A 15,325-nucleotide genomic window follows, 5' to 3' on the forward strand; every position below is an offset into this window, starting at 1 on the left:
ATCCTTCACTTGTACCAGCAATCTTGGGTTCTGTCTAAAATCTAAAATTTCCAATTTAAATCTATAGCAACAGCCAAGACTGTGAGGACATTCTTAATTGCTGAAACATAAGCGGTAGATCACTTTTTCCTTCTACCTTCTACCTTCTACCTCGTGCCTTCTACCTTTTACCTTGTGCCTTCTACCTTCTTCCTTCTGCTATAAAATCGAGTGAAGCCATGTACAGCCTAGATATTAATTTTCTCAACGACCGTCCAGACTACAAACCCGTTGCAGTAGCCAAAAGCTCCGCTAAAAAAAGTTCCGGTGGAGCCAAAGACCAACTGCCCCTAATTGGGGCGCTGCTGTTTGCCTTCGGCCTCAACGCCGCAGTCATGGGCGCCTGGTGGTGGGCGACTAACGAAAATACCAAGTTGGCTACAGAACAAGCAGCCATCGACCAAGAACTGGCCCTGTTAAACACTCAAGCCAACACCATCAAAGCCATCAACGCCGAAACCGACCAAGTTACCGCCGAATACAAAGCATTAGCTGGAGTATTCGACCAAATTAAACCTTGGTCGGCGATGCTGCAAGACCTCAGTGCCCGCACTCCGGCGGGAGTGCAAATTGGCAAAATCGAGCAAATCGACCCCAGTCCCTCCCCCGTTGCAGCAGCACCCCCTCCCCCCGCAGCAACTCCCGCAGCCAGCCCGTCCCCAGGGGCGAGCCCGTCTCCAGCCAGCCCCCCCCCGGCAGCAGCTCCCGTCCCCGTCGTCCCGCAGCAGGCAGCAAAAGTACAAATTTCAGGGATAGCCAGTACCTTTGCTCAAGTTAACGACTTTATGCTGCTAGTCCAACGCTCTCCTTTCTTCCTTAACACCGATACCAAACTGATAGCGGCCACATTAAAAAACAACCCCGCACAATTACAAGTGCGTAACCAAAACGCAGCACCACCAGAACTTCCCAAACTGCGACCGGTGGTGGAATATAAAATAGAAACGACGCTCAGCCCGACGGGAGCCTCCGAGTTGCTCCCCGAACTCCGCAGCAAGCAGGCAGACGGGCTAGCAATACGGATAGAAACACTTCAAGAAAAAGGAGTGCTAGAACCACAAAAACCAGAGGTGAAAAAACAATGACAGCAGCAAATGAGTTTATTCCCAGTGGCGGAAAAGCAGAAGAAACAGGGGGTCAGGAAATATTCGGCATTAAGCTGACACCCCAAGTGCAAGCAATCAGCATCGCCCTTCTCGGTCTCGGAATTGCGGGCTACCTCGGCTACCAGTTCGTACTGCCAGAATTCCAAAAAGGCGACGCATTCAAGCAAAAAATTAGCGAAAGCAAGCAAACGCAACTGCAATTGCAAACTCAAATTCAAAAAAAGGCAGAAGCAGAAGCCAAGCAAGAAGAAGCAAAACAGCGCCGCGCCAACGTGACGGCAATGTTTGCCAGCGACGCCAGCGCCAACACGCTTTTGCTTGATATGACCCAACTGGTTAATAGAATCAACGCCGGCGTGCAAGGAGATGACCTCAAGGCTAAAATTACCAAATTTGAGCCCGATATGCCCCCAGCCGCAGCAACCGCCGCGCCGGGAGCTCCAGACCCTGATATTCTGGCTGATACCTCCTTTGGGCCGTCCCTGGCTGGCAAGCTCAGACGCAAAAAATTTAAGGTAGAGTTTGAAGGCACTTTCGCTCAAACCCGCAATTTTATGCGTAACTTGGAGTTGATGCAGTCGCTGTTGGTAGTGAGGAATTTGAAATCTGAATTGCTAGCATCAAATCAGCCAATTGAAGTTGATTTTTTGAAAGGGAAAATAGTTCCTGTGGAGCAGCCCCCAACTAAAATTAAAACTGCTTTTGATTTGCACGCACTGCTGCCGTTAAAGCAAGAAGAAAAACCGCCAACTCCAGTTCCGAGTCCTGGTGCTAAGTAGTGCTTGTTTGGCGGATATTACCTATTGTTCTCAACTCGCTCTTTCACAAGAAGGTAGAAGGCAGAAGGTTGAAATTGGAAGATGGAAAGTAGAAGTCAAAAAAGTATGAATGCCAGAAAAATATTTTTCTGGCATTCATAAATTGGCTCTGAAATCTAAGTTCTTCTAATACCTGTTTCAAAAAGTAATTGAACTGTATAGCAATCCTTGCAGGAGTCGTAATTTTTTTACCTACCCCAACCCTCCCCTTACAAAGGGGAGGGAGTAAGAAATCCACAAATGATGCAAGGATTGCTGTAGGATAGCTTCTAACCCTGATGTCATCTGTTATTCCCAATCGAAAATTAAAAATCGAAAAGGGCATAACTTCTTCCTTTAAAAAGGCTCGAAGCGAGAATATTTTAGTCAGTTTAGCAGCTAGCGACAAAAGACTGCGAACAACAAATAACAAAGTTTAGTGGAGGAGAGAACGTGAAACAGCATCTACGGTTAAGTGGAGGACTCTTATGCAGCGTTGCAGGAGTTCTGGTAGCCCAAGCCCCCGTCTTGGCAGCGCCGACTCAGGTCACAGGAGTGCAAGTAAGTCAAGGTAATAATGGCGTAAATATTGTTCTGGCGACAGAAAAGGGCGATCGCCCGCAAGTTTTCGCCATCAATAACGGCAATACTTACCAAGCCACAATTATCAACACCCAGCTCCGCTTGCCACAAGGCAACAGCTTCCGTCAAGATAACCCCGCTCCGGGAATTTCTTCAGTAGAAATCAGCCAGGTAGAGGCTAACAGCATCCGCGTTGTGGTAGCCGGCACCAACGGAGTTCCTAACGGACAAATTGTTCCGGGACAAGGCCAAAGCATCGTCCTCAGCGTTGCCGGACAGGGTGGTACAGTACAGTCTGCCCAAACAGCACCTCCGCTGCCTCCCGGCCTGCCACTGAGCCAAACAGCTCCCCCGCCGGCTCCCCAAGTCCGCACCTCGCAAAACCCAGGCGTGCTGCTGCCAAATCCCGAAGTTACTGTTACCAGGAACGATCGCCCGCCCCTCCCCAGCGAAATACAATCCCAGACAAATCAGGCTGCGCCTTTCCAGCCCCGAGCAGTTGCTCCGCCCTTGGGAGATATCGCGGTGTCTAACATCGCCCCCGGCGCGGGAAATATTGAACTTAGTTCGGGAGAACGCATCCCCCGCTTGGTGCTGCGGGATGCTCCAGTCCGGGACGTTTTGGCTCTGCTGGCCCGCGCTGCTGGCTTGAACATCGCTTTTACAGGCGGCGGGGCCCCTGCTCAACCGGGCCAGCCTGCAGTGCCTGGTCAGCCAGGAGCCTCCGGCTCAGATGAAGGCCCAAAGATTTCCTTGGACATCGAAAATGAGTCGGTGCAAGATGTCTTTAATTACGTGCTGCGGCTCAGCGGGCTGCAAGCTAACCGCCAGGGGCGGACAATTTTTGTAGGGACTAGCTTGCCGATCGACTCGCGCAATATTATCATTCGGACTTTGCGGCTCAATCAAGTTCGCTCTACGGATGCAGCTAACTTTTTGAGCGCTCAAGGCGCGGAAAGTCAACTGCCCATTACTCGGGTGACTATTCAAAGCGTGGGCCAGGGAAATGCGGCGCGGGATGTGGAAATTCGGGAACCGGATATTAAGGCGATCGGCGCTACCCAAGGCACCGGGCCGCTCTTGCTGAGGGGACTGTCGGTGCTGGCGGATGCGAGGCTCAATTCCATCACTTTGGTGGGAGATCCGCGCAAAGTTGACATGGCTGTGGCTTTCTTGACGCAGCTAGATTTGCGCCGCCGTCAAGTCGCTGTCAACGTCAAGGTGATCGATATCAACTTGTTGGGAGACAACAGAACCAACAGCAGTTTCTCTTTCGGAATTAATAACAATTTCTTCGTCAATGACGGCGGGGTGGCAAGTCTCAATTTTGGTGGCATCAATCCGCCCGCTGGCCTGGGAGATCCCATCGCTAGACCGATCATCGGCAACCCCCTAGGAACCCCGGATGTTTTCTACGATGCGAACGGCCGGCGTATCGTGCCCTTTACAGGTCAAGGTCTCGAAGGCCCCGGCAAAGGTGTGTTCCTCCAGCCGACAGCCCCAGTTACTAATGACCCCACGCGAGTTGGAATTACGGATTACACTCCAGGCTCGACGACCGGCTCAGGAAGTGCAGATTTCGGTCTGTTCCCGCTGTTCCAGTATCCGAGGAGGTTCCTGTCGGCGTTGCAGGCAACTATTCAGAGCCAGAATGCCAAAATCTTGACCGATCCGACTCTGGTGGTTCAAGAAGGAGAAACGGCAAATGTGAATATTACTGATGAGGTGATCACTAACATCACGTCCCAAACCCAGAGTACCGGCAATACAAGTACCACAACGGTGACGGCCGTCAAAGACAGGGCTGGTTTGCAGTTGGGGGTGGCGATCGACCGGATTGACGATAACGGTTTTGTCTCTCTGCGGGTGAACCCGATTATCAGGACACCTGGCGGCGAGCAAAACCTGGCCACAGGCGCGAACACCAATACCATCAGGCTGCTGGGCGAGCGATCGTTGCAATCGGGCCTAATTCGCCTGCGGGACGGTCAGACTTTGATTGTTTCGGGGATTATCCGCGACGAAGAACGGGTTACAGCGAACAAGATTCCGATTTTGGGAGATTTGCCGATTATCGGTTCGCTGTTCAGGAGTACCAATAAGGCTAACCAGCGGGCGGAGTTGATTGTATTGCTGACACCGCAGATTTTGGATGATAGCGATCGATCGAACTTTGGCTACCAAAACAACATCAGTCCCGACGCGCGCCAACTGTTGCAGCGCAGTCAGCCCGTCCAGCCGAGACAGTAGGAAGGAAAAAGGCCTTGGTGTCAACTTTCCACGCTCTTTCCCGACAGTCCGACAGGGTTGAAACCCCTGCCTCAAAGCTAAAGTCCTCGCTCAAGAGGACTAAAGAACTCATTAGTCCTCTGTAAGAAAACTATAAATGACTCTTTCAGTCGTCTTCAAACGACTTTCGCTATTAGCCAGGGGTTGAAACCCCTGGCGGGTTTCGGGAAAATGAAACAGCCCTGCCCCACCGGAGGAAAGAAAGAGGGAAAAAGGAAGAAGGAAGAAGGAAAAAACTTTTCCTTTAGCCCTTGACAAATTACATTTTATTCTTTCTATTTCTCCTTCTTTTCCGATCTCAAATCCACCGAGGCGAGAAATCTTGTTTCCAAGGTGGTATTTTTTTACCTAAATTTTGGGATTAATTACAAAAATTAGCAAGTTCCATATAAATTAAAGGTTCCACCGATCCATAACGGTCGGCAAGACTTTAGAATAATGCAGTGAAAATTAGATGCTGTGGGGTTTTCAGCAGTTAGAAACAAAAATTCCTTTTCTGACCAATTACCCTAGGGTAATTGGTATTCAGCAGGAGTTGTGATTCGGGGAAGCGGACGGGAGCAATCGGGAACCACCCCAACCTCCCAATCCACACCTCAATCCAGTTGATAACTCACAGCTAATAGTTGAACTAACTCTGTTTAACGTAATTTTGCAAATCGAGAAGGAGTTCGCAATGAACAAAGGTGAATTGGTTGATGCAGTGGCGGAAAAGGCTAGCGTGACGAAAAAACAGGCAGATGCTGTTTTGAGTGCGGCCCTGGAAGCAATCATGGAAGCTGTCTCCGATGGCGACAAGGTGACGCTGGTCGGTTTTGGCTCGTTTGAGTCGCGGGAACGCAAGGCCCGCGAGGGTCGCAATCCCAAAACTGGCGACAAGATGGAAATCCCGGCCACCAGAGTTCCTGCATTTTCCGCAGGGAAGTTGTTTAAGGACAGAGTTGCACCGCCGAAAAACGCGGAATAGCTGGCGAACTGAGTCTTGATTAGACCTGTACACGGTGGGAATTTAGCTTGGGCAGCCACACTGGCAGGCTGCCCTGCCTCTGCTATTCTCGATTTTTCTGCCAGTATCAGTCCTTTGGGCCCTCCTGAGTCGGCCTTGAATGCGATTCAAGCACACTTGAGCAGTCTGACGGCTTACCCAGACCCGGATTATGGGGATCTCAGGACTGCTTTGGGTGAGGCTTTGAATGTTGACCGGGATTGGATTTTGCCCGGGAATGGTTCGGCGGAATTGTTGACTTGGGCGGCTTGGGATTTGTCGAAGCTGGAGGCGACTTATTTGGTGACTCCGGCTTTTGGCGATTACTGGCGGGCTCTTTCGGCTTTCGGGGCGCAGGTGCTGAAATGTCCTTTGGAACTCACAACTTGCACCATTGTCAAAAACGGGCAAGATGCCCATTCCACAAGAAATGAATTTTCTTGTGGAACAGGCAAGATGCCTGTTCCTAAACAAATTGAGCATGGTGCAACATCTCAGTTGGAACTGACATCGTTGGACGCTGGGGCAGGAAATGAGTTAGTAACCGATGATTTGTCGCTTTCTAACCGTTCCCTTGTCTCCCCTTCTCTCCGTCTCCCCGTTCCTCTTGCTCTCGATGCCCCCTCTAGACGAGGTTTGCTACTGAACAACCCGCACAATCCTACGGGTTTACTGTTTGCTAGGGAGGCGATTTTGCCTTATGTGAAGCAGTTAGGTATGGTGGTGGTGGATGAGGCATTTATGGACTTTCTACCGCCTTCTGAGCAGGAAACTTTGATCGATGCTGTTGAGGAGTTTCCGAATTTGGTGATTTTACGATCGCTCACTAAATTCTATTCTCTGCCGGGACTGCGCTTGGGCTGTGCGATCGCCCATCCCGATATCCTCCGCCGGTGGCAGTTGCTGCGCGATCCTTGGCCTGTGAATGCTTTGGCGGCGGCGGCTGCTGCTGCTGCGGTGCGAGATGCTGCTTTTGAGCGGCAAACTTGGGATTGGCTGCCTGTTGCTCGCCGAGAGCTATTTGAGGGTTTGGCTAATTTACCGGGTTTGCAGCCTTTTGCCGGGGCGGCTAATTTCTTGTTGGTTGAGTCGTCGATGTCGGTTTCTTCGATTCAAAAAAGTCTCTTGGAACGACACCGGATTTTGATTCGGGATTGTTTGAGTTTTCCTGAGTTGAGCGATCGGTTTTTTCGGGTGGCCGTGCGCTCAAGGGCGGACAATCTGCGGCTGATTGCTGGACTTGGCGAAGTTATTCATTAGGTGACTGTTGACGGTTGTCCGTTGACTGTTGACTGTTAACAACCAATAACAGTTGACAAACGGATTTTATTGGTCGTTTGAGTGGACATCCCCAAGAAACCCGGTTTCTATGATAAATCTTGGGTTTTGCAGCGAAGTATCTAGGAAGAAACCGGGTTTCTGACCCCGCGCGCGGATCGTCCTAAACTACTAACTAATGACTAATGACTAATGACTACTGACTTTTTTATTTATGCTTGACTATGATTTAGTGATTATTGGTGGAACTCCGGCCGGACGTTATGCTGCTTTGACTGCAACTAATTTCCCGGCTCGCGTTGCTTTGGTGGAACCGCTAAGTAATTCCCAAGATTTGCCGACTGGGGGGAAAGAGTCGATCGACCTTGGTTTGAGATACAGCCAAACTTTGAGGGAGGCTGCTCGTTTTGCCCAGCAGATCAGCCGCCAGCAGTTGGGGGTGCGCTGGGAAGTGGCTAATTCCTCCATGCCGATCAAATTGGGGTTTGACGGGGTTCTCAAGTGGGCCGAGGGTGTTGTTTCTAATTTGTCAGAAATTGATGATCTCGGCGTTTTGGCTGCTCGCGGTGTCGATGTTATTTTTGGCAGCGGCGAGTTTGTTGCGAAACCGGATTTGGCTTTTGTTGTCGGCGGGCGAAAATTGCGATCGCTCTGTTATTTGCTGGCTTGTCCAACTCTGCCGACGATTCCGAATATTGAAGGACTTTCGTCTGCTGGCTTTTTTACTTCGGAAACTGTCGCGGAATTAGCCAAACTTCCACAGTTGCCTAAAAGTTTGGCTGTAATTGGCGCAGATCCCAGCGGTGTCGAAGTGGCTCAAACTTTTACTCGGCTGGGGGTTGCTGTCACTTTGGTAGTGAAAAGTTCGCACATTTTGGCTAAAGAAGATCGGGAGGCTGCTGGGTTGGTTCAAGCTGCAATGGAAGCTGAAGGAGTGCGGATTCTGACTGCTACTGAGGTGACTCAAGCTAGGGTGATTGAGGGTAAAAAGTGGATTCAAGCAGGGCCAAGGGCGATCGAAGCTGAGGAGATTTTTCTGGCCGCCGGTAGAGGACACAATTTTTCATCGTTAAATCTCGAAGCGGCTGGGGTTAAATTCAGCTATCGGGGGGTGATTTTAAATGAAAAGCTGCAAACAACTAATCACCGCATTTACGCGATAGGCGATGTTGCTGGGGGTTATCCGTTCCCTCACATCGCTAATTGCGAAGCTGCAGTTGCTGTGAAAAATGCTTTGTTTTTGCCGATGTTTCAAATAGATTATCGCGGGATTCCTTGGGCGATTTTTTCTGACCCGCAATTGGCGAGGGTTGGCTTGACTGAAGCGCAAGCAAGGCGCCGTTTTGGAGACGATCTCATTATTGGTCGGGAATATTTCAAGAATCTTGAAAGAGCTCAAATGTCCGGAGATACAACTGGTTTTTGTAAGATTGTCGGGCGTCGCAACGGGGAGATTTTGGGAGCGAGTATTGTGGGGCCGCAAGCTGCTGAGTTGATTCACGCGATCGCCTTGGCTGTGCGTCACGGGATGAAGGTTGAGGCGATCGCCGAACTTCCTTATATTTGGTCTAGTTTTTCGGCAATTAACGGTCAAACTGCCACTGTTTGGGAGTCGCAGCGCTTGGGCAGCAATACTTTTATCCAGAATTTGTGGGAGAATTTGTTTCACTGGCGCAGGTATTGGAAGTGAAACAATCAAAGGGGTAATTGGTAATTTGTAATTGCTAACTATATGAGTGGGAAAATATAATTGACTTGGGCTAATTCCACAGTCTGCTTCTGAACTTTGGCATTTAATTCCTGATTTACTTATTAGAGTGGGGCAGCTTGTTGTTGCATCTGGAAAAATAATTGGGCTTGGAGCCTATGACTCCCTACCGATCGGCAATCTGGCGCACAAACTCGATTTCCTCTGCTTGCGGCTTTAAATGCAGACTCGCCCGAATTGTAGTGATGACATTAAATTATGAGCTAAACTAGAGATTAGATTTAATAGGCGATCGCATACAAGCATCGGTTTCACAAATACTTTTAAGTACCTGATTAGCATCTTCAATTCCTCTTCTCTCAACTGCGGTTCTTCAATCAGCCTTAGCTTTATTCATTTTCTACTTAGTCTTAACTCCAGTATAAACAGCTCTTACAGAAACAATTCAAGTATTGTTTTAAACTCCGGCTTTCATAAGTTGAGCGACAAAGTATATTAAGAAAAATGTAATTCACTGAATACTAAAGCAGAGCGAGCGAAAATAGTAGATAGTAACTCTAAAAAGCTTCAGGCTTGACAAAAGCAGTAGGAATACTTAGATATGGCTGACATCACCAATCTTTTTCTAGGCTATCACATTAACGAGCAAATATACACAGGCAATCGCACTCTAGTTTATCGCGGCTTTCGCACTTCAAATGGGCAGCCCGTCGTGATTAAAGTGCTGCGAAATAACTTTCCCCGCTTCAACGAACTGGTTCACTTCCGCAACCAGTACATCATTGCTAAAAACTTAGAGATCCCCGGCAGTGTCAAGGCATACAGCCTGGAAACTTACCATAACCACTATGCTCTGGTGATGGAAGACTTTGGCGGAATTTCCTTAAGTACCTACCTCGCTAGTCTAACATCCGCTAGCAACAAACCCCTAGAAGGATTGCCCGTTAACGAGTTTCTTCCCATTGCAATTCAAATTGCCAACTCACTCAACGGACTTTATCGCCACCACGTCATCCATAAAGACCTCAAACCCGCCAACATTCTGATTAACCCCAGCAGCAAAGAAGTCAAGCTGATTGACTTCAGCATCGCTTCCCTGCTACCCCGCGAAACCCAAGAAATTCAAAATCCCAACGTCCTTGAAGGCACCTTACCTTACATATCTCCCGAACAAACTGGGCGAATGAACCGAGGCATTGATTACCGCACAGATTTCTACTCGCTGGGAGTCACATTCTACGAATTACTAACAGGAAAGTTACCCTTCCAAACGGATGACCCAATGGATTTGGTACACTGCCACCTTGCCAAACAACCTATCCCAGTCTCAATTCTCAACCAGAGCGTTCCATTGGTGCTGTCGGAGATTGTCAGCAAACTGATGGCTAAGAATGCTGAAGCTCGCTATCAAAGCGCCCTAGGACTCAAGTACGATTTGGAAACTTGTTTATCCGAGTGGCAAAAGACAGGGGCGCTGAGTAACTTTACCATAGGGGAGCGAGATTTGTGCGATCGCTTTACTACCCCCGAAAAATTATACGGTAGAGAAAGCGAAGTATTCTCCCTGCTATCTGCCTTCGAGCGGGTGAGTGCCGGAAGCACCGAAATGATGCTCGTTGCCGGTTTCTCCGGCATTGGCAAAACCGCTGTTGTCAACGAAGTTCACAAACCCATTGTCCGGCAGCGAGGCTACTTTATTAAAGGCAAATTTGACCAATTTCAACGCACCCTTCCCTTTTCAGCATTTGTCCAAGCTTTTCGCGATTTAATGGGACAATTGCTGTCGGAAACAGATGCTAAAATTGAACAATGGAAATCAGAAATTTTGACAGCTTTAGGCGATAGCGCTCAAGTGATAGTTGAAGTCATTCCCGAACTACAAAAAATTATTGGAGAACAACCGCCAGTCCCAGAACTTTCGGGCAGTGCCGGTCAAAATCGCTTCAATTTGTTGTTTGAAAATTTTATTCAAGTCTTTACAACAAAAGAACACCCTTTAGTAATTTTCTTGGATGATTTGCAATGGGCAGACTCAGCCTCTTTAAAATTAATTCAACTGCTGATGACTGCTACTGATAACCGCTATCTCCTCTTAATTGGAGCTTATCGGGATAACGAAGTATTTCCAGCGCATCCATTCATGCTGACGTTAGCAGAGATTCAAAAAACTGAAGCAAAGGTGAATACTCTTACCTTAACTCCGCTCGCTCAAGCAGACGTAAATAGTTTAGTTGCCGATACTCTAGCTTGTTCTACAGCGTTGGCTCGGCCTTTGACAGAACTCGTTTATCAGAAAACCCAAGGCAATCCATTTTTCAGCACACAATTCCTCAAATCTTTGCATGAAGAGAGACTGATTGTATTTAATTGTGAAGCTCGGTATTGGCAGTGCGATATTGCCCGAGTGCGAACCTTGGCACTAACGGATGATGTAGTAGAATTCATGGCACTTCAGTTGCAAAAGTTGCCGCTTCCAACACAAAAAGTCTTAAAGTTAGCTGCTTGTATTGGCAATCAGTTCGATTTGGCGACCTTAGCAATTGTTGATGAGAATTCGCTAGTAGAAACCGCATCTGCTTTATGGAAGGCGCTGCAAGAAGGACTAATTTTACCTGTTAGCGAGGTTTACAAGTTTTATCAAGCAGAGGGGAATAGCAAATCTGTAATCGGGAATGGTCAGGAATTTGACCAATTATCAATTACCCACGACCAAGTACCCAAATATAAGTTTTTACACGATCGCGTCCAACAAGCAGCCTATTCTCTGATTCCTGAAGACCAGAAACAGGCGACTCATTACAAAATCGGACAACTGCTGCTGCAACAGATTTCCGCACAAGCAAGAGAAGACCGGATTTTTGAAATCGTCAATCAATTAAATTACGGAACTGTTTTAATTACCCAACCAACAGAACGAGAAGAATTAGCCCAACTCAATTTAAGTGCCTGTCGCAAAGCCAAAACTTCAACCGCCTATCAAGCAGCGCGTGAATATGTGACAGTAGGATTGTCTTTGTTGGAAAAAAATACTTGGCAGCAGCAGTATGAAATGACTCTCGCTTTATATGAATTAGGTGCGGAAGTGGCAATGCTAAACGGTAACTTTGAGGCGATGGAACAGTTCATTGATATTGTCATTCAACAGGCACGCTCCTTACCTGAAAAAGTCAATGTTTACTGTATTAGAATTCAATCTCATATTTCCCAAAGTAAACTGACATCAGCGATCGCGATCGCCCAATCAGTTTTACAACAGCTTGGCCTCACCTTTCCAGAAACACCAACACCATCAGATCTTCAACGGGAAATCCAAGAGATTGAGGAACTTATTGGAAATAGGGAAATTGCCGATTTGGTTAACTTGCCTGAGATGAGGGATGTGGAAAAACTCGGTACTATTAAGATTGCCAATATCATCAGCCCAGCAGCTTACCTCACTGGCTCTGCGCTGTTCCCATTGCTGAATACTTTCTCAGTTAAACTTTCCATTCAGTACGGTAACACATCGATTTCTGCTTACAGCTATGCGAACTATGGCAATATTCTCTGCAATTTCTTCCAAGTCGTGGATACAGGAACACAGTTTGGTTCCCTGGCCCTCCAGATTATTTCAAAACTCGATGCCAAAGCAAGTAAAACAGATATTTTGATGCTCTTGGGGTTATTTGTTGTACACCGCAACTCTCACATTCAAGAAACACTACCCCTGTTGCAAGAAGGTTACACCACTGCCATAGAATTTGGGAACTTGGTACTTGCTGGGTACAATGGGCACGGTTTTTGTCTCAATTCTTTTTGGTGTGGTCAATCCCTGGCTACCTTAGAGCAGGATATTTGCGCCTACTGCCATAGTTTGATGCAATTAAATCAATTGACAACCGCAAATTATTGCCGGATTTATTGGCAACCTGTTTTAAATTTGCTAGGTCTTGCAGAACATACCACCCTTTTGTCTGGGAAAGCCCTTGAAGAAACAGAATTCATCCAGCAGCTACAGTCTGCCAATGATGGATATGGATTGTATATTTTATATTTGTATAAACTGGTGCTTTGTTTCTTGTTTGGAGAAATGGAGCCAGCCAAAAATCATGTTATTGAGGTCAGGCGCTATTTTATGGCTGGTGCGGGATTAGTCAGCGAACCAGTATTTTATCTTTATGATTCTCTGCTAACTTTGGCACAATTAAATCCACAGTTAGATGAAGCATCAGAAGCATTGCAGGGTGTAATAGAAAACCAAACCAAGTTACAGCAATGGGCGTATTATGCACCCATGAATTATCAACATAAGGTTGATTTGATAGAGGCAGAAAAAAGTAGAGTGTTCGGACAAAAAGCCCAAGCAATTGAGTTTTACGATCAGGCAATTTCTGGAGCCAAAGCCAACGAATATATCCAAGAAGAAGCACTTGCTAACGAACTGGCAGCAAAGTTCTACCTAGATTGGGGCAAAGAGCGCATAGCTGGGGAATACATGATCCAAGCCTACTATGCCTACGCTCGTTGGGGTGCAAAAGCCAAAGTCGCTGACTTAGAAGCTCGCTATCCTCAACTACTAACACCTATATTAGAGCAAACCCGTTCTCCTCTCTCGGCTCACGAAACTCTCTTGACATTGGGTAGTGTCACCTCCACCAGTTCCCCCACATCCAGTAGTAGTGTTTCTGTGGCTTTAGATTTAGCTACTATTTTCAAAGCTTCCCAAGCTATATCTCGTGAAATCGACCTCAAAAAACTACTGACATCGTTGCTTTCGATCGCCATCGAAAATGCAGGAGCCGATAAGTGCGTGTTAATGCTCTTGCAAGACGATCGACTGTTAATTAAAGGATCGATTACTCTGGGGACAGAGCCAGTCGTGTTGCAACACCTTCCCATTGAAAACAGTCAGGATATTCCCTTAAAACTAATCTACAAAGTCAAGCATAACCAGCAGACTACTGTGCTAATTGATTTGAGTGCCGAGCCGACTTTAGCTAACGATCCATATATCATTAATCAGCAACCCAAGAGTATTTTGTGTAACCCAATTTTGCATCAAGGTAAATTAATAGGCATTTTATATCTAGAAAATAATCTCACAACGGGGGCGTTTACACGCGATCGCGTGGCCATCCTCAACATCCTGTGCTCGCAAGCTGCCATTTCCTTACAGAACGCCCGACTGTATCAACAATCTCAGGAATATGCCCAAAAACTAGAGCTTTATCTTCACGATCTCAAACAGATGCAACTGCAATTGGTGCAGGGTGAGAAGATGTCTGCTCTCGGAAACTTAGTCGCAGGGGTAGCCCACGAAATTAACAATCCCGTAGGCTTTATCGCCAGCAATTTGCAACCAGCTCAAGAATATCTACAAAATTTGTTCGAGCTAATCGATCTATATCAAGATAGTTTTCCCAAGCCAGGATCTAAAATTGAAGAAAAAATTGAGGATATAGACTTGGAGTATTTGCGAGAAGATTTGCCGAAATTGATTAGCTCAATGAACGAGGGAGTCGATCGCATTCGCAATATCAGTACGAGTTTGAGAACGTTTTCGAGGGCAGATAGCGATCGACCAGTTTCTTTCAATATTCACGACGGGCTCGAAAGCACCCTGCTAATTCTCAAGCACCGTTTAAAAGCCAGCGAGTTCCGCCCTGCCATTGAAGTTGTGAAAGACTATGGTAAATTGCCCCTAGTGAAATGCTTTCCCGGACAGTTAAACCAGGTGTTTATGAATGTGCTGGCTAATGCGATCGACGCTCTGGAGGAGTCAAATAAGGGGCGCAGTTTTCAGGAAATTAAAGCCCGACCTAATCAAATCACGGTTCAAACTGCTCTGAGCGAAGACAACAATCAGGTTTTGATTCGCATTAAGGATAATGGAGTGGGGATGTCTAACGAAGTCAAGGAAAACATCTTTAACCACTTATTCACCACCAAGTCTGTGGGTCAAGGAACTGGATTAGGATTGTCTATAGCCCACCAAATTGTTGTGGAAAAACATGGAGGTACATTAGTGGTGAATTCTTCCCTCGGTCAGGGTTCGGAGTTTGTGATTTCTATTGCGGTATGAGCAGTTGGTAGTAGGTCTTTAGGGCAATTAGCGCCGCCTCGAAACTACGATATCAGTTATTATAAGAAACAGAGAACGAGCAACAGGGTATCTTTCTTCCTAGGAACTACGGAGTAGGAAAACACAGAATGTAGGCTAATTCCTCCATCCTCCGCCCGCATCTTATTCGTGATTGAGACAGCAGTTTGCAACCCCCTGCTTTACAAGCACTCTTCCCTGTTTTTGTTCCCGGTGTCGAGTTAAGAGTTCCCTTGAGATTCTCAGCATCTACCTTACCGACATGAAAACGGCTATCATGCTACTAAGATTGTGGAGTTGAATTTTATAGCTGAAAACTCTCTTTTAATTAACTAATGTTGGATAGGGCGATCGCTACAGCGGATTCCAGGTTAATGAACTACACTAGCAGCAGCTTCTAAACCAATTTTTAAAGTGCTTAATATTAACCAAATCAAGCGCAGTAGCTAGTAAAACGTCAAC

At 47.1% G+C, this 15,325-nt stretch carries 7 protein-coding genes; all 7 read left to right on the forward strand.

Annotated features, from left to right (window positions below):
- Positions 1-218 precede the first annotated feature (218 nt).
- The 7 genes from QUA70_RS17415 to QUA70_RS17445 all read left to right on the forward strand — a co-directional run bounded on the left by QUA70_RS17415 (position 219) and on the right by QUA70_RS17445 (position 14,845).
- A complete protein-coding gene (locus QUA70_RS17415) occupies positions 219-1,124 on the forward strand; it encodes a PilN domain-containing protein (protein ID WP_333326908.1) in 906 nt (301 codons plus the stop codon).
- Positions 1,121-1,924: a pilus assembly protein PilO gene (locus tag QUA70_RS17420; RefSeq protein WP_333326910.1), complete on the forward strand. Its 804-nt coding sequence runs from the start codon at positions 1,121-1,123 to the stop codon at positions 1,922-1,924. Before QUA70_RS17415 ends, QUA70_RS17420 begins: the two co-directional genes overlap by 4 nt.
- Before the next feature lie 471 nt (positions 1,925-2,395).
- Positions 2,396-4,774, forward strand: coding sequence for an AMIN domain-containing protein (locus QUA70_RS17425; protein WP_333348883.1), 2,379 nt, complete (start codon positions 2,396-2,398; stop codon positions 4,772-4,774).
- A 697-nt stretch (positions 4,775-5,471) separates the two neighbouring features.
- Positions 5,472-5,780, forward strand: coding sequence for an HU family DNA-binding protein (locus QUA70_RS17430; RefSeq protein ID WP_333198661.1), 309 nt, complete (start codon positions 5,472-5,474; stop codon positions 5,778-5,780).
- A 15-nt stretch (positions 5,781-5,795) separates the two neighbouring features.
- Positions 5,796-7,058 (forward strand): threonine-phosphate decarboxylase, encoded by a 1,263-nt coding sequence (locus QUA70_RS17435; RefSeq protein WP_333348881.1) that lies wholly within the window; start codon positions 5,796-5,798, stop codon positions 7,056-7,058.
- Positions 7,059-7,290: 232 nt separating this feature from the next.
- Positions 7,291-8,766, forward strand: a complete 1,476-nt coding sequence (locus QUA70_RS17440) for an NAD(P)/FAD-dependent oxidoreductase (RefSeq protein WP_333326916.1) — start codon at positions 7,291-7,293, stop codon at positions 8,764-8,766.
- Between the two features lie 619 nt (positions 8,767-9,385).
- Positions 9,386-14,845, forward strand: coding sequence for an AAA family ATPase (locus QUA70_RS17445; protein ID WP_333326918.1), 5,460 nt, complete (start codon positions 9,386-9,388; stop codon positions 14,843-14,845).
- The last annotated feature ends 480 nt before the right edge of the window (positions 14,846-15,325 follow it).

Source organism: Microcoleus sp. LAD1_D5, assembly GCF_036702115.1.
Classification (GTDB): Bacteria; Cyanobacteriota; Cyanobacteriia; order Cyanobacteriales; family Microcoleaceae; genus Microcoleus.

Coding starts and splice junctions, on each gene's coding strand:
- QUA70_RS17415 (WP_333326908.1), top strand. CDS start 219: ATGTACAGCCTAGATATTAATTTTCTCAACGACCGTCCAGACTACAAA.
- QUA70_RS17420 (WP_333326910.1), top strand. CDS start 1,121: ATGACAGCAGCAAATGAGTTTATTCCCAGTGGCGGAAAAGCAGAAGAA.
- QUA70_RS17440 (WP_333326916.1), top strand. CDS start 7,291: ATGCTTGACTATGATTTAGTGATTATTGGTGGAACTCCGGCCGGACGT.
- QUA70_RS17445 (WP_333326918.1), top strand. CDS start 9,386: ATGGCTGACATCACCAATCTTTTTCTAGGCTATCACATTAACGAGCAA.